This window comes from Bacillus sp. FJAT-27916 (genome assembly GCF_001183965.1).
In the GTDB taxonomy this organism is placed as follows: Bacteria; Bacillota; Bacilli; order Bacillales; family Pradoshiaceae; genus Pradoshia.
The window spans coordinates 3,766,650-3,786,905 of record NZ_LFZV01000001.1; the positions used below are offsets into that span (position 1 = coordinate 3,766,650).

At 43.1% G+C, this 20,256-nt stretch carries 15 protein-coding genes, 2 riboswitches and 2 other annotated features; of the genes, 2 read left to right on the forward strand and 13 right to left on the reverse strand.

Annotated elements, in window-relative coordinates; translation table 11 throughout:
- Positions 1-22 precede the first annotated feature (22 nt).
- Positions 23-317, reverse strand: a sequence feature (16S ribosomal RNA rRNA prediction is too short).
- Positions 318-377: 60 nt separating this feature from the next.
- Positions 378-1,262, reverse strand: a sequence feature (16S ribosomal RNA rRNA prediction is too short).
- A gap of 526 nt (positions 1,263-1,788) precedes the next feature.
- Entirely contained in the window at positions 1,789-3,870 is a 2,082-nt protein-coding gene (ptsG, locus tag AC622_RS18380) for a glucose-specific PTS transporter subunit IIBC (RefSeq protein WP_049672365.1), read from the reverse strand.
- Between the two features lie 219 nt (positions 3,871-4,089).
- Entirely contained in the window at positions 4,090-5,427 is a 1,338-nt protein-coding gene (locus AC622_RS18385) for an NCS2 family permease (protein WP_049672366.1), read from the reverse strand.
- A 131-nt stretch (positions 5,428-5,558) separates the two neighbouring features.
- Positions 5,559-5,660: riboswitch (purine riboswitch) on the reverse strand.
- A 214-nt stretch (positions 5,661-5,874) separates the two neighbouring features.
- Here AC622_RS18385 and AC622_RS18390 point away from each other — a divergent pair.
- On the forward strand, positions 5,875-6,798 hold the full coding sequence (locus AC622_RS18390; RefSeq protein WP_049672367.1) for an ABC transporter ATP-binding protein: 924 nt from the start codon (positions 5,875-5,877) through the stop codon (positions 6,796-6,798).
- Positions 6,791-7,522, forward strand: coding sequence for an ABC transporter permease (locus AC622_RS18395; RefSeq protein WP_049672368.1), 732 nt, complete (start codon positions 6,791-6,793; stop codon positions 7,520-7,522). Before AC622_RS18390 ends, AC622_RS18395 begins: the two co-directional genes overlap by 8 nt.
- A 274-nt stretch (positions 7,523-7,796) precedes the next feature.
- Here AC622_RS18395 and AC622_RS18400 read toward each other — a convergent pair whose 3' ends face one another.
- The 11 genes from AC622_RS18400 to AC622_RS18450 form a co-directional block, all read right to left on the reverse strand.
- A complete protein-coding gene (locus tag AC622_RS18400; RefSeq protein WP_049672369.1) occupies positions 7,797-8,306 on the reverse strand; it encodes a helix-turn-helix domain-containing protein in 510 nt (169 codons plus the stop codon).
- Between the two features lie 172 nt (positions 8,307-8,478).
- Positions 8,479-9,021 (reverse strand): GNAT family N-acetyltransferase, encoded by a 543-nt coding sequence (locus tag AC622_RS18405; protein WP_049672370.1) that lies wholly within the window; start codon positions 9,019-9,021, stop codon positions 8,479-8,481.
- A gap of 394 nt (positions 9,022-9,415) precedes the next feature.
- Positions 9,416-10,969 (reverse strand): glutamine-hydrolyzing GMP synthase, encoded by a 1,554-nt coding sequence (gene guaA, locus AC622_RS18410; RefSeq protein WP_049672371.1) that lies wholly within the window; start codon positions 10,967-10,969, stop codon positions 9,416-9,418.
- 241 nt (positions 10,970-11,210) lie between these two features.
- Positions 11,211-11,314: riboswitch (purine riboswitch) on the reverse strand.
- A 41-nt stretch (positions 11,315-11,355) separates the two neighbouring features.
- On the reverse strand, positions 11,356-13,584 hold the full coding sequence (locus AC622_RS18415; protein WP_049672372.1) for a DUF4129 domain-containing transglutaminase family protein: 2,229 nt from the start codon (positions 13,582-13,584) through the stop codon (positions 11,356-11,358).
- The gene (locus AC622_RS18420; protein ID WP_049672373.1) at positions 13,560-14,777 is read right to left on the reverse strand and encodes a DUF58 domain-containing protein; all 1,218 of its coding nucleotides are present in this window, start codon (positions 14,775-14,777) and stop codon (positions 13,560-13,562) included. Before AC622_RS18420 ends, AC622_RS18415 begins: the two co-directional genes overlap by 25 nt.
- 2 nt (positions 14,778-14,779) lie before the next feature.
- Entirely contained in the window at positions 14,780-15,733 is a 954-nt protein-coding gene (locus tag AC622_RS18425) for an AAA family ATPase (RefSeq protein ID WP_049672374.1), read from the reverse strand.
- A 198-nt stretch (positions 15,734-15,931) separates the two neighbouring features.
- The gene (locus tag AC622_RS18430; RefSeq protein ID WP_049672375.1) at positions 15,932-16,225 is read right to left on the reverse strand and encodes a hypothetical protein; all 294 of its coding nucleotides are present in this window, start codon (positions 16,223-16,225) and stop codon (positions 15,932-15,934) included.
- A 47-nt stretch (positions 16,226-16,272) separates the two neighbouring features.
- Positions 16,273-17,076 (reverse strand): hypothetical protein, encoded by an 804-nt coding sequence (locus tag AC622_RS18435; RefSeq protein WP_049672376.1) that lies wholly within the window; start codon positions 17,074-17,076, stop codon positions 16,273-16,275.
- Positions 17,077-17,098: 22 nt separating this feature from the next.
- Entirely contained in the window at positions 17,099-18,295 is a 1,197-nt protein-coding gene (locus AC622_RS18440) for a hypothetical protein (protein ID WP_049672377.1), read from the reverse strand.
- Positions 18,296-18,366: 71 nt separating this feature from the next.
- Positions 18,367-18,729 carry a hypothetical protein gene (locus AC622_RS18445; RefSeq protein ID WP_049672378.1) on the reverse strand — a complete coding sequence of 121 codons (363 nt, stop codon included), beginning with the start codon at positions 18,727-18,729 and terminating at the stop codon, positions 18,367-18,369.
- Between the two features lie 105 nt (positions 18,730-18,834).
- Entirely contained in the window at positions 18,835-20,223 is a 1,389-nt protein-coding gene (locus tag AC622_RS18450; RefSeq protein ID WP_049672379.1) for a vWA domain-containing protein, read from the reverse strand.
- Positions 20,224-20,256 lie beyond the last annotated feature (33 nt).

Sequence of the window (20,256 nt, forward strand, 5' to 3'; positions counted from 1 at the left end):
GCTGCCCTTTGTACCACCCATTGTAGCACGTGTGTAGCCCAGGTCATAAGGGGCATGATGATTTGACGTCATCCCCACCTTCCTCCGGTTTGTCACCGGCAGTCTCCCTAGAGTGCCCAACTGAATGCTGGCAACTAAGGACAAGGGTTGCGCTCGTTGCGGGACTTAACCCAACATCTCACGACACGAGCTGACGACAACCATGCACCACCTGTCACTCTGTCCCCCGAAGGGGAACGCCCTATCTCTAGGGTTTTCAGAGGATGTCAAGACCTGGTAAGGTTCTTCGCGTTGCTTCGAATTAAACCACATGCTCCACCGCTTGTGCGGGCCCCCGTCAATTCCTTTGAGTTTCAGCCTTGCGGCCGTACTCCCCAGGCGGAGTGCTTAATGCGTTAGCTGCAGCACTAAGGGGCGGAAACCCCCTAACACTTAGCACTCATCGTTTACGGCGTGGACTACCAGGGTATCTAATCCTGTTTGCTCCCCACGCTTTCGCGCCTCAGCGTCAGTTACAGACCAAAGAGTCGCCTTCGCCACTGGTGTTCCTCCACATCTCTACGCATTTCACCGCTACACGTGGAATTCCACTCTTCTCTTCTGCACTCAAGTCCTCCAGTTTCCAATGACCCTCCACGGTTGAGCCGTGGGCTTTCACATCAGACTTAAAGGACCGCCTGCGCGCGCTTTACGCCCAATAATTCCGGACAACGCTTGCCACCTACGTATTACCGCGGCTGCTGGCACGTAGTTAGCCGTGGCTTTCTGGTCAGGTACCGTCAAGGTGCCAACCTATTCGAATGGCACTTGTTCTTCCCTGACAACAGAGCTTTACGACCCGAAGGCCTTCTTCGCTCACGCGGCGTTGCTCCGTCAGACTTTCGTCCATTGCGGAAGATTCCCTACTGCTGCCTCCCGTAGGAGTCTGGGCCGTGTCTCAGTCCCAGTGTGGCCGATCACCCTCTCAGGTCGGCTACGCATCGTCGCCTTGGTGAGCCGTTACCTCACCAACTAGCTAATGCGCCGCGGGCCCATCCGTAAGTGTTAGCCGAAGCCAACTTTCCCTCTGACACCATGAGGTGTCAGAAACTATTCGGTATTAGCACCGGTTTCCCGGAGTTATCCCAATCTTACGGGCAGGTTGCCCACGTGTTACTCACCCGTCCGCCGCTAATCATCCGGGAGCAAGCTCCCATCTGATTCGCTCGACTTGCATGTATTAGGCACGCCGCCAGCGTTCGTCCTGAGCCAGGATCAAACTCTCCAAAAGATGTTTGATCTAGCTATTAAAAATAAAACATTGACGAGAGTTAAACTCTCAAGTTTTAAGACTTGCTTAGCGTTTCGTTTTGTTTAGTTTTCAAAGAGCAATTTGTCGTATCTTGACGACATTTACTACTATATCAGAATAACAATCTGTTGTCAACCATTTCTTTTAATGTAAATAGATGACATTCGTTATTCACTGTTGCTTCAGAAGCAACTTTTAAATCATACCACCTTCACCAATCAGAAGTCAACAACTTTTTGTAACTTATTATTTGTTTTCTTCTTTTTGTTCGGTGTTCACTAATAGTAGCACGCTTCGTCACGGACTGTCAACAAATAATAGGTAATTTCAATTTTACAAATCCTTTTCCCTCTATCTATATATTAATATATTGTTTATAAAACGTATTCCGCTCTCGCAAAATCCTGTTTTCATAACGGACACAGCCATCGACTTTAACTACTCCTCCTATAAATAAGCCCGCCGCCTGCATTCATCCAGCAGGCGGCGGGTAAACTTTATACAACTCTTTCAACATCGGCCTCAGTAATATGCATGATTTCATCTTCACCTAGTTCAACAAATCCCGTCTTCAATATCTCAACCTTTTCTCTTTCCTTCAGGTTGGTGATCACTACAGGCGTAATAATGGATGTAGTATTCAGGGAGATATACTCTAGATCAAACTCCATGAGTATTTGACCTTTTTCAACACGCTGACCTTTTGCTATTTTCGCATCAAAGCCTTCACCGGCAAGTTTTACCGTATCAATTCCAACATGAATCAAAAACTCATACCCTTCGTCTGATACGATTCCAATAGCATGCTTCGTTGGGAATACATTCATAATCAGGCCGTCTGTCGGAGAGACTACGATTCCTTCAGCAGGAATGATGGCAAACCCATCTCCCATCATCTTTTCAGAAAAGACCGTATCTGGCACCGTTGTAATTGAAACTAATTCACCAGCTAATGGTGCGATAAAGCTCTCCTTTGAGAACTCGGCGCGTATAGCAGCAGGATTCACTTTTTCAATTCGCCGCTTAACCTTGCTATTGATATTAATCGTGCTTACTTTTGCCGGACGAGGCTTATTGCCCTCCATAATATCTTTCATTTGTGTCTTGATTATTTCAGAACGCGGCCCAAAGATAGCTTGAATATTATCGCCGACAACCAATACACCTGCAGCGCCAAGCGCGTTAATCTCATCTTTATCCACCCTCTGAATATCCTGTACTTCTACACGCAGGCGCGTGATACAGGCATCAAGATGCTTGATATTCTCTTTTCCGCCCATCGCCTCTAGTATGCTATACGGCAATTCTCCTACAATGCCTGCTTCACCAGCCGTCTCACTTTCCTCCCGCCCTGGTGTCATCAAGTTCCATTTACGGATAGCAAAACGGAAGCCAAAATAATAAATCACGGCAAGGGCAAGCCCAACTGGTATCACCAGCCACCAAGCGGTTCGATTCGGCACAATTCCGAATAGGAGATAATCAATAACTCCTCCAGAAAAGGTCATCCCGATTTTCACATTTAATAGTTGCATCGTCATGAAGGATAGACCCGAAAATACAGCATGGATCCCAAATAAAACGGGTGCCACGAATAAGAATGAGAATTCGAGAGGTTCTGTAATACCCGTCAGGAAGGAGGTTAAAGCAGCAGAAGCCATCAAACCGCCGACCACCTTCTTTTTCTCAGGCTTCGCTTCATGGTAAATGGCCAGAGCAGCTGCCGGCAATCCGAACATCATAAATGGGTATTTCCCTGACATGAACGTTCCCGCTGTGATTTCAGCTCCATCTTTCAATTGGGCAAAGAAGATTGCTTGATCACCGCGGACAATTTCTCCTGCAGCATTTACATACTGGCCAAACTCATACCAGAATGGCGAATAAAAAATGTGATGAAGCCCAAATGGAATCAACGAACGTTCAATGATTCCAAAAACAAATGTAGTAAGTGTCAAATTGGATTCCAGCATGCTTTGAGATACTACGTTCAAACCATGCTGGACCAGCGGCCATATAAAGGCCATCGCAATCCCAAGAATAAGCGAAGCTGCCGCTGTAACAATTGGCACGAAGCGTTTCCCCGCAAAGAATCCAAGGTATGGCGGAAGCTCAATCGTGTAATATTTATTGTATAAATAGGAAGCTAAAAGGCCGACAATAACCCCTCCGAATACGCCGGTTTGCAGGGTTGGTATCCCAAGGACATTTGCATAAGCCGGTTCACTCGCAACCAGGGAATCCGTCACATTCAGCATAACGCCCATGGTTACATTCATCATTAAATAACCGACTATAGCCGCTAGACCAGCAACCCCTTCCCCGCCGGCAAGACCAACAGCTACACCGACAGCAAAGAGCAATGGCAGATTATCAAAGACTACTTGTCCTGAATTCTCCATCACTGTTGCAATCTTTTGAACCCACCCTATATCGAGAAAGGGAATTAAATCTATCAGATTTTGATTATGAATGGCATTCCCTAAAGCAAGCAGAATCCCTGCCGCAGGCAAGATGGCAACCGGCAGCATCAATGCTTTCCCCACCTTCTGCAAAACACCAAATACTCTTTCAAACATTTTTCGCCCTCCTTATGTTCATTCGTTGTTAGCATTCGGACGAATGGAAATCAACTCACCGCCATTTATTTTATCAATTACAAAGGGTTCAAAACAGAACAACAACAACAACAAATATTCCCTCGGTAAACTCCACCAAAAGGAAGTCACTTTCTATACATATAAAAAACCCCTGTATCTATAACAGATACAGGGGTTCACATATAAATCCGTTTTATTTTAGTTCAAGAAAATGAAGTAGCAAACAAATACGATGAACATTCCATACATAATTGGATGAATTCGTTTTTGATTGCCAGTAAGCAGCATAGTGATTGGATAGAAAATGAATCCACAAGCAATACCAGTGGCGATACTGTTTGTCAATGGCATCATGATGATTGTCAAGAATGCCGGTACAGCCACTTCAAGCTTGTTCCATTCAATATTCTTAAGAGATCCGCACATCAAGACCCCAACCAAGATCAATGCCGGTGCTGTTACAGCTGATGTGATAACAGATAACAGCGGATAGAAGAATAATGCCAGGATAAACAGAACGCCTGTAACAACTGCGGCAAATCCAGAACGAGCTCCAGTTGCTACCCCTGCTGTTGATTCGATATAAGAAGTTGTCGTTGATGTTCCGAATAATGCACCCGTAATCGTCGCAAGAGAATCAGCGAACAATGCCTTGCCAGCACGTGGAAGCTTGTTATCCTTCACGAAACCAGCTTGGTTCGCTACAGCCATCAAGGTACCAGCTGTATCGAAGAAGTCAACGAACAAGAATGTTAAGACAACGATTAAGAATTGAACCGTAAAGATATCAGATTGTACTGGATTTAAGTAGGGTTCAAGCGCTACACCGAATGTCGGTGCCACACTTGGGATTGAACTGAATACCGCGTTCGGAACAGCAATCAACCCTGCAATCATTCCGATAATAGCCGTGATGATCATCCCATAGAAGATTCCGCCTCTAACACCTTTCACCATGAAAATAACTGTGATGAATAATCCAGCTACAGCCAGCAATGTATTGCCATCCGTTAAATCGCCAAGCGCCACGAATGTGTTCGGATCAGCGACAATTAATCCCGCATTTTTCAAACCAATAAATGTAATGAACAACCCAATACCAGCGCCTACTGCAAATTTCAGTTCAGCCGGAATGGCATTAATAATCGTTTCACGAATACCCGTCAAGGTTAAGATGGCAAAGATAACACCAGACGCCAACACTCCGGAAAGAGCGGTCTGCCAAGGAATTCCCATAGTAAGAATGACTGTATAAGCAAAGAATGAGTTCAAGCCCATACCCGGTGCAAGCGCAATTGGGTATTTCGCAATCATTCCCATGAAGAAGCAGCCAACCGCTGCTGCAAGTGCTGTCGCAACGAATACAGCTCCGTGATCCATACGCATAGCATCAGGCAAGTTCTCGACATCTGCCAATGTCAGCTGCAATGGGTTGACGACTAGGATATAAGCCATCGCAAGAAAGGTTGTTAATCCCCCAATAAACTCTCGTTTGTAATTTGTGCCGAGTTCATCAAATTGAAAATATTTTTTCATTTCTCTTGTAACTCCCCTTCTCTTCATACCATCATGTTCATCTCTACGTTGTAATCGCCAAGAATACAAAACACCCCGAAACCATATCCGTTTCGGGGTGACAATAGGTAAGAGAATACACCCATAGTCCGGGTATATCATCATTTACTCGTAGTCAAGCCATTAACGGTAGCTCGGTAGAAACTTATGGGCCATATCCCCATGATTATACGAAGATTATTAAATTATGTGATTAGTTCTTTAGTATTGTAACAACATAATGACTGATGGTCAACAAAAAAACGAACGATTATATTATTTTTTTGCCTCTTTGTTCGCTTTTATCATTAAATGAGTACTTTCCAATCCCATCTGCTAGCAGAATCCGCTGAAATTGGCAGAAAATGTGCATGTTTGATCTTACTATATAAATAGATAAAGGGGTATAAAGTAGAGGGGGCGATTAAGATGAACGATTTCGTATTGGCAACAAGAAAACTGACAAAAGCATTCGGCAATCAGTTAGCAGTTAACGACGTGAATATACATGTGAAGCCCGGACATATATACGGCTTGATTGGCCGAAATGGGTCAGGGAAAACAACCATTATGAAGATGGTCTTAGGCCTATCGAAAAAGACAGATGGGGAGATTTTGATCTTCGGCAAGGCGCCGGAAAGAAATGCGCATGAGGTTTATCATCGAATTGGATCCACCATTGAAACTCCTGGTTTTTATCCAAATATGACAGCACGGGAGAATCTCGAGGTATTTGCCAGCCTAAGAGGAACCATTGATGACCAATCAATCAGAAAGGCTCTCCATACCGTTGAGCTCCCCTATGAGGACAAGAAGCATTTCTCCCAATATTCACTTGGGATGAAACAAAGGCTGGGCATCGCCAATGCCATCATGCACAATCCGGACTTCCTTATATTAGACGAACCGGCGAATGGGCTTGATCCGATTGGGATTGCGGATATAAGAAATCTGATTAAGTCACTAAGCCGCGATTATGGAAAGACCATTCTTATCTCAAGCCATCAACTGACGGAGATGGAACAAATGATTACACAGGTGGGGTTTATCCATAATGGTAAGCTCTTAAAAGAATGCGATTATGAAGACTTGCTAAAAAGACGAGGAAACTATATATCTGTCAAAACATCTGACATAAAAAAAGCATGCGCCATATTGAGGCAGCAATTAAATATAGATGACTATTCAGCAAAGGAAAATGGAGTAGTGGAAATCTTCGACCTGACTCATGACCCATCTGCCATAAACCGAGCGCTAATCATGGCGGAAGTAGATGTATCAGCAATCGGGCTAAAAACGAATGGACTGGAGGAGTATTTCTCCAGCCTGATAGGGAGTGGAGAACATGTGTAACGGAATACGTGCAGAAATTTTAAAGATAAGGCATGACAGAACATCTCTTATCTGTTCCGCTATCGCCCTGTGCGTCCCGCTTCTACTGATTATAAAAGAAAGATATATTCCGTCCTTAGACGATTATTTCAGCTGGCTCATGACAACCAACAGCCTTTATATATGGATATTCTCCGTCATGAGCAGTTTATTTATTACTTTTCTCATACAGCGAGAATACCAGGACCGTACAATCATCAATACATTGACCGCATATCCTTCCAGGTCATCTTTTATTATAAGTAAACTAAGCGTCTGGGCGCTTTGGTATGCAGTCACATGGATAGTGGCTTTGATAATAATATGTATTGGTTATAGAATATTGTATCCAGATGAGTTCGGGGCAGCAGGCATCAAGCTGACCATAGTGCTTCTCGCGAAAAGCGGGGCCTTAAGTTTCCTGGCATTTACCCCTCTATTATGGGTCGCCATTAAACAACGGACTTCCTTTTATCCATCAGTTTTGATGGGGCTTTTATTCACCGCTATCATGATGGCCGGCTCACAGGCATCAGGAAATATGATTTTAGTCGCATGCCTCATTCCATGGTCAGCCGTATCAATTGCGAGTCTGATTCCGGACATGACGAATGGTTATTTCATTGTTTCAGGAATCTCCATTGTCCTTTGCGCAGTAATCGGCATATTTTTAGCGATTTATGCTTTTTCACGGCAGGATCAGTAAACAAAAACTCCCTTTTATCTGTAATACGATACAGGTAAAAGGGAGTTTTGGGGGTTTTTATCCTATTCCCACTCGAAAATTTTACCCCTTCACTAAGCAAATTTAGTTAGGTGATATGGTGTCATTTGATTCGGATCACACGGATTACCTGATATCGATATCTTGCAAAAATGGTTCCTATCAAAATGATATCAACTATTCTGCTGACCATTGCTTTCTACATGCTACAAACTGGAATTTTGAAGTCTGACTGTGTCCTAAAAGTAGAGCAGTTTTATAATTTCTTCCGTGTCAAAAAGAATCCAATGATTGCCCCAATAAAGATAATCGGTGCAAACCTGACAAACAGCCATTCAAATGCGTGAAAAGTTACTCCGACAACGGCGGTTTCAGGGTCACTATAATTCCATTCTAAGTAAGGACTGTTCAATACGATTAAGACCGCTGAAATAATCACTATGACCACACACAATGAGATAAGCAGCCAATGAAACGTCTTTTTTCTCATAATCTTCCTCTGTGCGAGCTGCAAGTTTATAATCTCCAGTTTTTCGGAAATAGCTTTTACGTCATCAACCTTCGACTCAGTAACAGTTTCTCCAAGCAACGTACTCACCGGTGTTTCAAGCACCTCTGATATGGAAATCAACATATCAGAATCAGGAACTGACAATCCCTGCTCCCATTTAGAGATTGTTTGTCGCACCACATTCAGCTTGATAGCAAGTTCTTCCTGCGAAAGACCTTTTGATTTTCTGATTGCTTTAATATTTTCGTTTAACATTAGGGATAACCTCCTTTTCGGCCGTTACCACTAGTGTGTGGGAAACTGCCCGTTGCTACAAGCAACGCAAGTTAACATTGGCTTCATCTACTGGATTTCAAGATGAAAATATTGATTACATCCTTACAAACTCCGATTTGTCGAGTTATTTGCATGCATAATGATCATTCTCTTAAATATCAGAATCAAGTATGCCATAGATATAATAATCACACCATGTATTAACCATTTTTCCTTGCCGAATCATCCCTTCTCTTGTGAATCCGCATTTTTCTAGTATCCTTACAGAAGCAACATTTCGAACATCTACTTCTGCCCATAGTCGCTTAAGCTCTGTCTTTGTGAAGCAGAATTCAACTGTAGCCGCCAGAGCCTCGGTTCCATAACCTTTACCCTGCGACTTACTCGAAAGACGGATTCCTACAGAAGCCATGCGGTCCTTCTCTATCAGATATACCCATAGATCACCGATAACATTTCCAGACTCTTTCTCCTCGATACCTAGATGAAAACTCTTAGTTGGTTTTGCTTCCTTCTCAAACATAAGCTCCGGATTCTTCTCAGCCTTACTTGGGCCTTTGCCCCAGTAGGTGTAAAGAGATTTATCAGGCATCCATTCTCTCAAGGCCGGAACATCTGCTGCGGTCATCGATCTTATTACTAATCTATCTGTTTCAATAGTTGGTTTATGGAAAATATAATCTGCAAGCGCCATGAAGATTCCCCCTAAAAATTAAATTCCGATTCCCAGTCAAAATCACTGCTTTCCTCGTATGTCTTTGGCCATTGAGCGCCCGATACCTATATTCTACAAAGTATAATTTATACTTCAACCCATTTTAAAACAGCACCATATTTCTGGTATAGTGATTTTCAACTTCTGATCATTCTCACTGGTTTTAAAGGATACAACATATCAGAGCAGTATATTATGTCAAATCCAACTACAATAAAAAGCCCGCAGATAGTATGAACTACTGCGGACTTTACTATAATATCTGGGTCTTTTTTTCTATATCAGGTCTCCCTGATTGCTATCACCTTGCTATCATTTGAGCAAAACAGCATTCAGAAAGCCCGATATATCAAGGTTTCCAGCGTTTATTTGATTATTCCCATTCAATCGTCGCAGGCGGCTTAGATGTAATATCATACACCACGCGGTTGATGTGGTCGACTTCGTTTACGATACGTGTAGAGATTTTCTCAAGCACGTCCCATGGGATACGTGCCCAGTCAGATGTCATTCCATCGATGGAAGTGACGGCACGAATTCCGATTGTGTAGTCATATGTGCGCGCATCGCCCATAACGCCGACGCTGCGGATGTCAGGAAGTACGGTGAAGTATTGCCAAATGTCGCGGTCAAGTCCAGCTAGGCGGATTTCTTCACGAAGGATAGCATCAGATTCTCTGACGATTTCAAGCTTTTCTTCTGTTACTTCGCCAAGCACGCGGATTCCAAGACCTGGGCCTGGGAACGGCTGTCTCCAAACGATTTCATCTGGAATGCCCAGTTCTGTTCCTAGTGCACGAACCTCGTCTTTGAAGAGTGTGTTCAATGGTTCGATCAATTGGAATTGCATGTCTTCAGGAAGCCCGCCGACATTGTGGTGGGATTTGATTGTTTGCGCAGTTGCTGTACCACTCTCAATGATATCTGTATAGAGTGTACCTTGCGCTAAGTAATCAATACCTTCTAATTTAGTTGCTTCATCATCGAATACATAGATGAATTCGTTACCGATGATTTTACGTTTTTGTTCTGGGTCGCTGACACCAGCAAGCTTAGACATGAAGCGTTCTTTCGCGTCTACTTTGATAACGTTCATGTTAAAGCCTTCGCTGAAGGTTTTCATAACGCCTTCTGCTTCGCCTTTACGTAGAAGACCATGATCAACGAAGATACATGTCAATTGGTCACCGATGGCTTTATGGATCAATACAGCTACAACGGAGGAATCTACACCGCCGCTGAGTGCGCAAAGAACTTGCTTGTCCCCAACCGTTTGGCGGATTTTCTCCATTTCCATTTCGATGAAGTTGGCCATAGACCAGTCGCCTTTACAGCCACATGCGCCAAATACGAAGTTTTTAAGCAAGTCATTTCCGTATTCAGAGTGGCGTACTTCTGGATGGAATTGAACCGCATATAGCTGGCGGCTATCATCGCTCATTGCCGCAATCGGACATGATGGGTTCGTTGCATCGACCGCGAATCCTTCTGGTGCTGTTACAACATGGTCACCATGGCTCATCCATACTGTTTGATCTTCTGGAAGACCTTTGAACAAGACGGATTCATGGTTGACATGGATGTCAGATTTGCCGTACTCACGCTTGCTGGCACGCTCTACCTTCCCGCCGAAGTGCTGTGTCATTAATTGCATGCCATAGCAAATACCCATGACTGGAATGCCCAAATCAAAGATGCGTTCATCACAAGAGAGAGCCGTTTTATCATAAACGCTGTTTGGCCCTCCGGAGAAAATAATTCCTTTCGGATTCAATTTCTTGATCTCATCAACGGTGATAGTGTGCGGGTGCAGTTCACTATACACACCGAATTCACGAATTCTCCGCGTGATTAACTGATTATACTGGCTTCCAAAATCAAGGACGACAACCATTTCCTGAATTGGAAGATCTGTTGTTTCTACCATTGCTTTCACCTCATTAGATAGTTTAGATCGGTTAATGTAAGCAATTAATCATCCTAAGGGGATGATCCATCCCTTAATCCTCCCATTCGTCCTAACAAAAGCATCAGGCATTAGCCGGTGCAGAAACGAATTCCCATATATCCTCATCAAAGCCGCTCTCGCATTCAATCATGCTCTAGACCGAGCAAGTTGAATAAAGAAAAACTAGAATCCCCATAATACGCCTGCAGAATTCTAGTAGTCATTTATATTCTTCCCTCATAGTCAAATCATTTATCCGGTGATTTGGTATGAACTTTCGAACCTTATTTCCGAAATTATATGAAGGGTTTGGATGCTGTGTAATATTAACCTCGCATAATTGTAACAGTGAGTGAAAAGAGAGGTCAAGCAATTGTTTTCAAAATCATCTTTTCCCACGTTTTTTCATACTCCTGCCATTCTGCCATAGAACCTGCCCCCGAATAAAGAATACGCTCGTATTCCGCTGTCAGTATCTTCATCTCAACGGTCCCAAAGAATTGGTCCACATATCGCGCATACTCGCGCAAGGTCTGTCCCTCTTGCCGCTTAATCCCGAAGCGGGCCAATTCAGCAAGCAAGCGCAGATAGGCTTTCGAGAATCTCTCGTCTGATTTGGACCGTTTATAATAGATTACCCAAAGACGCGGAACCCATTTACCCCTAAAGCGATAGATAATCGCAGTCAAAATCCCTAATGCAAGCACACTGCCCGCAACGGCTTTCCACGATTCCTTCAAGAAATCAACCATTGAAGCCAGGTCAAAGGATTTGTCTGTGCCGCCGCCTTCATCCGAACGCTCAGGGACAGTCGTTCTCTCTTCTTCTTGCCGCTCTGTTTCTTCTGTCTCATTTTGTTCTTGTTCCTGTTGTTCAAATGTCTCCAGGAAACGCGCTTCCGGATTAAAGCCTTTCGTCGGCTCAAACGGCACCCAGCCCGTGTTCGGGAAGAAGACTTCCGGCCATGAATGAGCATTATTATTTGTCACTTCATACACTGTGCCTCCCACAGCACTATCATAGGTTGATAACCCGGCTGTATACCCTTTTACCCAGCGCGTCGGTATTCCTAATGAACGGAGCAGGACAACCATCGAAGTTGAGAAATTATCACAATAGCCGATATTTGTCTCAAACAGAAATTGGTCAACATAGTCTTGACCTTCAGCTGGATAAGCGACTCCAGCCTGACTGTACGTAAACTTCTCTCCCCGTAAATATTCCTCAATTGCTTTGACTTGGTCATAAACAGAATCTGACTCTGCATTCTCAGAGACAATCTCAAAAGCCAAATCCCTTACTCTCTCCGGCAGCGAAGAAGGCAATTGTGTATATTCACCTAAATACGACTCGTCATAATCCTCCCTCCCATTCGCTCTCAAGGCATCCAAATAGAAGGTCGGACTCATGAAGGCAATACTGATCTCTTCAATCCGCTCCCCCTCAACACCTTCCTCTTCATATGGCGTTATGCGCGATGTTCCCTCAGAATAGAGTAATTCCTGCGGGTCTTCATCTCCATTCACGGAAATGCTTTGGATATACATCGGATCTGGATAAGGTATATGTCCATGGTCAATTTCAACATCAAGTTCGGCTATTGACTCGTTATTCTCCAGTTCTCCAATATAATCATACAAACCAATATTCTCATCATCATAATATATGGCCTCTGCAGTATTACTTCTGCTGCTTAACCAGCCCTTACCCGTATAGACGGTCTTATGCTCAACCTTCCAATTGGTTCGAACTGGCGACTTTGCGGTAAACACGACTGAATTATCGCCAATGAAGTCTCCGCCGAGCTTCTGATCATTCACTCCATACCCAATCCGCTTACGGTCAGACCCATACTTTTCTGAGGTTGATTTAATGAAAGCAACCGGGTCCGGCCAAATAGCCTGCGGCTTCGGCGCTGCAAAGCCAACCAATACACCTAAGGTAATCATGCCCGCAAGCGCAGAAACCCAGATACCCATTTTCTTTATTGAATAAGGGAGGCCATGCTGGGTAAAGAGACGAATCAGCGCCAATGCACCGAGCACGGCAAAACCACAAATGACAAGCCGAACAATTGCCCCATCCCCATCATAGGGTGTGAAGGTATCAAGCACCGTCACGTACAAGAAGGTCAGGAACAGGAACAAAAAGAGGCGCTGCTTTACCATTACCCAATAATGAAGGAGATAGCAGAGCATCCATATAATCAGAAGGAAAAGGAACGTTCGGAATCCAGGTGTCAGACCATCCAAATCTGCTGTGAATGAATCCCGGATTCCATCTGCCAGATCAACAAAGAGCAGCCGAAGCCAGCTCTCATCCTCCATCATTGTAAGAGCCCGGTAATGGAGCATATATAAGCAAATGCTCATATAAAAGAACGAGACCGGTACAGTCCACTTCCATGATACTTTAAAGGCATAAAGTACAACGAGGAGGGCTGCATAGACGATGAAATAACCCATATTGGATGTGTCAGTTACCTCTTCAACCGGCCTAAGCCATTCCAAGAAAAGCAGGAATGTAAAGAAGAATAAAAGAAGGCGTATACCAGCATGCATTTGATTGATCATCGTCTCCCCAGCTCCTTCCATACATTCCACTCACTCTTGTCGCGAACGATAGATATATTTACCCCATGATTCGCCGCATAATAATATGCATCCTCTTCAGACTTCTCCATTTCCCTCTTCGCATCCTGCTGAAAGAACAAAATAGTCAAGGGGCGCTTCCCATCGGATAGACGTGTATAGGCTTGCACCATTGATATATTCAGTTCTGAGGTAATGAAGATTAATGAAGCATGCTCAGGAATCGACCGGTTCGGAGGAGCGTAAGCAGACTCCCCTATCTCCAATGCCTGCAGACGTGCCAGGAAATGCAAGATATGCTCACGATGCACTTTGCCCTCTTTCACCTCAATCAATTGATCATGGTCCCCCCTGGCCCAGATTCCAACACGCATTCCCTTCTCAAGCACAGCCTCTGCCAAGGATGCTGTAAAGGTGACCATCTCCTCGAATACATGGTACTCACTAATGCTATTAATCATCAGGAAACTATCACTGCTATGATTCTCCTCAAAATTCTTTGATTTGAGGCCCACTCCCTTTGCACTCGATTTCCAATCAATCGTGACCATGCGATCGCCAGGCTCATAATCCCGAATACCTGACACCATCGACGTCTCTTGCCTGTGCTTATACAGATTGGTACGCTGCCCATACTCATATTCGCTCTTAAACTGGCGGATTGAAAGCTGGACAGTTCTAGGCAGAACGAGTACTGTCTCTTGCGCTTTCACTACCCGCTCCTTCTCTACTATTCCAAGCAGGTCACCAGTACGCAGAACGATATCGGAGAACTCATGCTCCCCGCGCGCCAGATTCTTTAATGTATAAGAAAGCTCATACTCTCTCTTGAAACCGATGAAAACCAGTGCATTCTTCTTTGCACTGCCAGATGAAATATCAAGATTTCTCGGAAGTAACTCTTCCACGCTTATGTACAAGATTGGCACCGCATACTGTCGTTTGAGGAGAATCCGCATCTCTAACGAATCACCCGCACGAAGCGCACCATCCCCTGCTATCCGTTCAACATGAAAATCATTTAATGGATAAAGAAGAATGACTAAGGCATACACACCAAAGGGGAGGAAGCTGTAAAAGAGGAACCAACTGACAAACCCTCCTTGGAACATCGCATAAGAAAAGGTCAATGCCAGCAAAAACACGAGCATAATCAGCTTCGACCATTTCTCCAATCGTAAACGGAGCTTCTTCATCGTTAATTCACTTGCCTTTGTACGGGTACAGGTGTCTTTGCCATAATCTCATTAAGGACGGCCCCTGCATCAATTCCTTCATAAAGAGCTTCAGATTTCATGATAATCCGATGACTGCATACATAAGGAATGAGATGCTGTACATCATCTGGAAGGCAATAATTACGTCCATGTATAAAGGCCCAAGCTTGAGAGGCTCTCATCAAGGCGATGGAACCACGTGGACTTACTCCTAAATACACCCGTTTATCATTACGGGTTTTTGTCATCAGGTCGACAATATACCTGGCAATCGATTCATCAACAAAGACGCTCTGTACCTCCTCCTGCAGGTCTGCCATCTCCTTCAATGAAATGACCGGCTCCAAGCTGTCTGTAGAAGCCTGCATCCGCGCATTCATCAGGATAACCACCTCATCACCCCTATCAGGATAACCCATTCTCGTTTTAATCAAAAAGCGGTCAAGCTGAGCTTCCGGCAAGGAATAGGTGCCCTCGTATTCAATTGGATTCTGGGTTGCCATAACAAAGAAAGGAGAATCTAGCCGATGGGTGACACCATCAACGGTCACGCGATGTTCCTCCATTGCCTCTAATAGAGCTGACTGTGTCTTAGGGGAAGTACGATTGATCTCATCTGCGAGGATAATATTGCCCATGATTGGACCTGGACGGAACATAAACTCATGCTCCTTTGGATTATAGATGGATATTCCCGTCACATCGGACGGAAGGAGGTCTGGGGTGAATTGAATACGTTTATAATCAGCCTGAATGGACTTCGCCAATGCCTTCACAAGCATCGTCTTCCCAACACCCGGCACATCCTCCAATAGCAAATGCCCCTTGGCCAAAAGTGCCACAAGGCTCAGTTTAGCTACCTCTGTCTTTCCGATAATCACATTCTCTACATTCTGAATAATCTTCTGAATCGTTGGATTGGTTGTTTCCTGCATATATTTACGGCCCCCTCTGCTTTATACCCTATTGTTATAATATTCCTACTTAACAGTCAATTAATATACAATAAATAGTTGTGAAAAATATGGAGGGATAGCTACAGGAAACCATTAGAAGGAAATAAATAAAGACAAACCGCTCCCCCATATGATAGATATGAAGGGGTGATTTGCCTTTTTGAGATGATTTGTTTTTTAGTTTCTTAGTTTTTCTCTAACTTGCCTTATTAAATTTTCGTCCCGCTCCTCAAGACTGGAAGCAAACCGTTTCCGTAATTGCGGATGTTCAATACTTTCTAACACGGGAGGAATATGACTCCACTCTTCCTCATCCCAAATAGTATTAAATCCATCTACTGTCTCATTTAAATAGTCATCCATTACATCTAAGGTAGAGGTCGATAGGTTTTTTACTAAAACCCGGTACTTAAAGTAACCGAGCCTATTTCTATTCTTTTTAACATAACTCAATAAAGCTTTGTTCTTCAAAAAATCCCTTCACTCAATCACCACCAAAACTTATCCCATTCACCTATTTAATTTCTCAGCTTCTCTCTTATTTGCCTGGCAATCTCTTTATCACGCCTTTTCAAAGCAGCAGCAAATTCCTCCCTTAACTCTTCATTATCTATATTCGGCAAAATAGGTTGAATCCAATTAAATTTCGAGTTCTGTTTCTTCATAGATGCTTCTACTTTTTCATATATAGAATCTAAAGTGGAGATAGATAATGTCTTCTTTAAATGACGATACTTAAAAAATCCAAGTGTATTCCGTTTATTCTCAACATACTTGCATAAGGCTATATTTTTTTCAAAATCATCATATTGCCTTTTAATTGAAATGAATGATATAGCATCAATATTAATAAGAATAGAATCCATATATTCTTTATCCTTCTTCTCAAAATACCCATTTTTAAACATTCTCTGCTCCAGATCGACAAGCTTTTGGCATTCACTCAAAAACAACTCACGAGCGGTCAAAATCACTTCAAAATATTCCTCATATCTTGCTGCCATCCTTTGTTCTTCTTCTGTAACAGCCCATTCACGGATTTCCTTTTTCGCTTTCTTCATATTCTTCAGTTCTGTATTATACTGTGCCCAAAATGGTTTCTTGACCCTTTTGAAGGAAACAAGCATACCACCTATATTTTTCATAGCCATCTCTTTTTCTTCCTCACTAAAAGGGGCATCTGAATACAAGGCATATCCTTGACCTTCCCCGTTTTTCACATATATCCCCATATGATAAAGCTTATCGCCATCTTTAAAAGCATAACCAGGAGATTGGTATTCTTCCCCAGGTTGTTTATATTGCTCGAAAAATTCTTCCATATGAAAATCACCTCAAAATTAATTACGAGCCAGCCAACCACTTAAATGGCTTGGTTATCCCTTTCCAAACACTTTTTGCCGCTTTGCCCACTCTGGTTTTTGATATACTTGACCAGTTAGAAGCTGTCCACTTCACCGCTTTCCCCGCTAGCCAAATACCTCCACCAGCTACAGCTAAACTAATCCCCGCTACTTGTCCGCCTGGGATTGCAGCAACCAGCATTCCTGCATTAGCTGTAAATTCGCCAATGTCCGATACCGCATCAGCTTTAGCTACAACTTTTTCAGATACGGCAACGTTACTAGCACTGACTTCTTTAGCCTCTTCAACTGATTTAATAGCATTCACTAATGAAAAGCCTGTACTTACAGCACTTGTAGCGATATTAATTTTACTTAATACTCCTGTCGCTGAACTTGTAACATTTAAAGCATCAGGAAGGATTTCTATACTACCACGTACCACATCGTCTGTTGCACTAGTTGCAATGGCTACATTAGAATACTCTTTATATATATCGACACCCATACCCAAGCCAGTATGAACATCCTCCACAATCTCAAACCACTTTGGTGTCCGCTCCCCCATAGGAAGCTTAGCCCCATTCAGGATAAGTCCAGAGATGAAATTTGGTCTCCCGAACGTACTTTTTAAATCAATATTTTCTCCTTGTTCAATAATACTAGCTCCAAAGTCCACGCCTCCATTAACCAAATCATTACCAATGTATGTAGCCACATCCCAAGGATCTACCCCGCCGTCTTCATCCTTTTGCTCTTTAGAGATGTTCGACGGAATGACAGATTGATCCAACAATGTTTCCCGATTGTCGTTCTCTCTATCCCCATCAATTGTAGGTTGAAGTGGCAGGTATGGGTCAGAAACATATGGCGGTAATGGCTTTAGCGTACCACTGCCAGAAGGGATGAGTCCATTTCCTCCGCCTGCCTCGTTACTGATCCCTGGGCTACTATTGCTTCCGCCGCTATTGGAATCCCAACTATTACCCTGCCAGCCCTCTTTTGTCCAAGCGCTTCCTTCCCAGGTATCTCCCGTCCATGAACTTCCTTCCCACGTTTCTCCGCTCCAGCTGTTCCCTGTCCATGAGTTGCCTGTCCAAGCTCCATTTGCCATAGCCATCGGCAGCATAAAAGATTGAAAAAGGACAAAAACAACAGCAAATAGCACACAAGCTTTTTTCAAAAAACCATGCCTCATGACTCTACCTCCTATTTTCATTAAGGAAGGTGATAATTCTAGATGAATGGGCTATTCCTTTTTACTTTTCATTACTGCCCGAGGGAGTTTCCCTCTTTCTCTCTAATGACTCTCAGATGATTAGCTCTCATAGCAGGAAGTGCGATAGCTACCGCCAATATACCATAGGAAATATCACCGCTAATGAATATATCCAAAATGGCCACAGGCAATAGAATCGCATAATAAAATATCATGAAATACTTATAGATTTTTCTCCACTTTTTCTCTTTTGCGCTCATATAAATTGCACCTTCCTCATTCTGTACTAAATTCAAAGAATCTCTACACTTTAATACTTCTCCATGTCTTCTTTTATATATGTTTTTCAATAGCTTTATTTGATAAATGATAAGTCCTCTTTTTCTCCCAGCATTGCCGTTCCCTTTAGACACCAATTTATCAGCTATACCGTTAATTGAGTTATTTTCGTCATCATGCGCAATCTATAAGTATAAACTCCTAACAATCCGTATACATTTTTCCGCCACATGATTCATTCATTTATATTGTGTATTTTGATTGTATTTCTCCTGTATTTGTTCTCTTTTTTCTTCCAGGTTCTTTGCATCAACCTCTACTAAATCCTTAATTATACTTCGCCTTGCTTCCTCCGCCTGTTGTTTAAGCAGATCCTTTTTCTCATCTAAATAGACCCTTTGCTCACTTGTAATCAATTCTAGATTATCAAGTTCCCTAATAAGAAAATACATATTAGTTACTTGATTTTTAAATGTGAGGACATACTCGCTTTCAAGTTTATTAGTGTCTAAATATCTTTGACTACTTTCTTTATCTGCTTGTAACTCCGAATTGTCCTTCCACTTTTCCCATCCTTCCAATGCATCCTGCGCTTTCTCAAATTCGGAGGATAATTGATCGCTATTATATACATTTGTGTATGTTCCATTCGCTTGCTCCGCCATTTCTTTCAACTGCTTTTGACCATCTCCGTCGACATCAAATCCAATGATATTGATGATAGGCTGAATATTCGAATCTGCAAAGGCTTTAGCTGCTGCCACAGGGTCTCCATCACAAGTTTCAATGCCGTCACTCACGACATACACCATATTCGTGTACGTCTCTCCGTTATACTTTTGCATATCTTCTTTAGCATGTATCATAGATTGCGCTAACGGTGTCCAGCCAGCTGGTTGAAAAGAATTTAATGCGCGAGTAAATTTCTCCTCATCATACGAGTCAAATGAATAGGCCATTTCGCTGCTTTTACAAGAGAGTTCTTTGTCTGCATCTGACCCGGTCCCTTTATGCCCATATACTCGGAGCGCAACCTTGGCATCCTTAGGTGCAGCTTTTAAGAATTTATTAATCGCTTCCTTAGCTGCCTCCATCCTTGACTTACCATTTGCTAAATTCGCCATACTACCGCTTGAATCTATGAGAATCTCAATATTGTAATTTTCTTTAAAATGATACCGCGAGTCTTCCAGTTCTGGGTTTCCATACGAACTCGATTTCCAACTATCAATCACCGTTTGTGGGTCTGTGAGGTCAACAGAAACTTGGCTAACTAAATAGTTGAAGACTTGATTTAATTCCTCCTCTGTTGCATCAGCTGGTATCCCTTCCATATCCTCAAAAAACGCATCGAACATCTCTGGCTCTTCCAAGAAACTAAACTCAGCATAAGGGCCTTGGAGCTGATTCGCTAAATATTCAGGGCTCATCTGTACTTCTGGGGCCTTTGAAAATTTTTCAATCCAATTGCCACCTTCTTGAGTACTACTTCTTTCTTCATTCTTCTCATCTGCACTTTCTCCGTCTATTATGGCTTCCTCACTAGGTTCATTCTTTAGTTCTGGATTTTCCTCTGAACAACCAGTGAGGAGGATACAAGCAAGGAAAAATAGAATCCATCTCCTCATGCGATTGTCACCTCTACTCTTTCCATCAGAAAC

Excerpts from the sequence above, each read along its gene's own strand:
- ptsG (WP_049672365.1), bottom strand. The coding sequence starts at position 3,870 with ATGTTTGAAAGAGTATTTGGTGTTTTGCAGAAGGTGGGGAAAGCATTG.
- AC622_RS18385 (WP_049672366.1), bottom strand. The coding sequence starts at position 5,427 with ATGAAAAAATATTTTCAATTTGATGAACTCGGCACAAATTACAAACGA.
- AC622_RS18390 (WP_049672367.1), top strand. The coding sequence starts at position 5,875 with ATGAACGATTTCGTATTGGCAACAAGAAAACTGACAAAAGCATTCGGC.
- AC622_RS18395 (WP_049672368.1), top strand. The coding sequence starts at position 6,791 with ATGTGTAACGGAATACGTGCAGAAATTTTAAAGATAAGGCATGACAGA.
- AC622_RS18400 (WP_049672369.1), bottom strand. The coding sequence starts at position 8,306 with ATGTTAAACGAAAATATTAAAGCAATCAGAAAATCAAAAGGTCTTTCG.
- AC622_RS18405 (WP_049672370.1), bottom strand. The coding sequence starts at position 9,021 with ATGGCGCTTGCAGATTATATTTTCCATAAACCAACTATTGAAACAGAT.
- guaA (WP_049672371.1), bottom strand. The coding sequence starts at position 10,969 with ATGGTAGAAACAACAGATCTTCCAATTCAGGAAATGGTTGTCGTCCTT.
- AC622_RS18415 (WP_049672372.1), bottom strand. The coding sequence starts at position 13,584 with ATGGAAGGAGCTGGGGAGACGATGATCAATCAAATGCATGCTGGTATA.
- AC622_RS18420 (WP_049672373.1), bottom strand. The coding sequence starts at position 14,777 with ATGAAGAAGCTCCGTTTACGATTGGAGAAATGGTCGAAGCTGATTATG.
- AC622_RS18425 (WP_049672374.1), bottom strand. The coding sequence starts at position 15,733 with ATGCAGGAAACAACCAATCCAACGATTCAGAAGATTATTCAGAATGTA.
- AC622_RS18435 (WP_049672376.1), bottom strand. The coding sequence starts at position 17,076 with ATGGAAGAATTTTTCGAGCAATATAAACAACCTGGGGAAGAATACCAA.
- AC622_RS18440 (WP_049672377.1), bottom strand. The coding sequence starts at position 18,295 with ATGAGGCATGGTTTTTTGAAAAAAGCTTGTGTGCTATTTGCTGTTGTT.
- AC622_RS18450 (WP_049672379.1), bottom strand. The coding sequence starts at position 20,223 with ATGAGGAGATGGATTCTATTTTTCCTTGCTTGTATCCTCCTCACTGGT.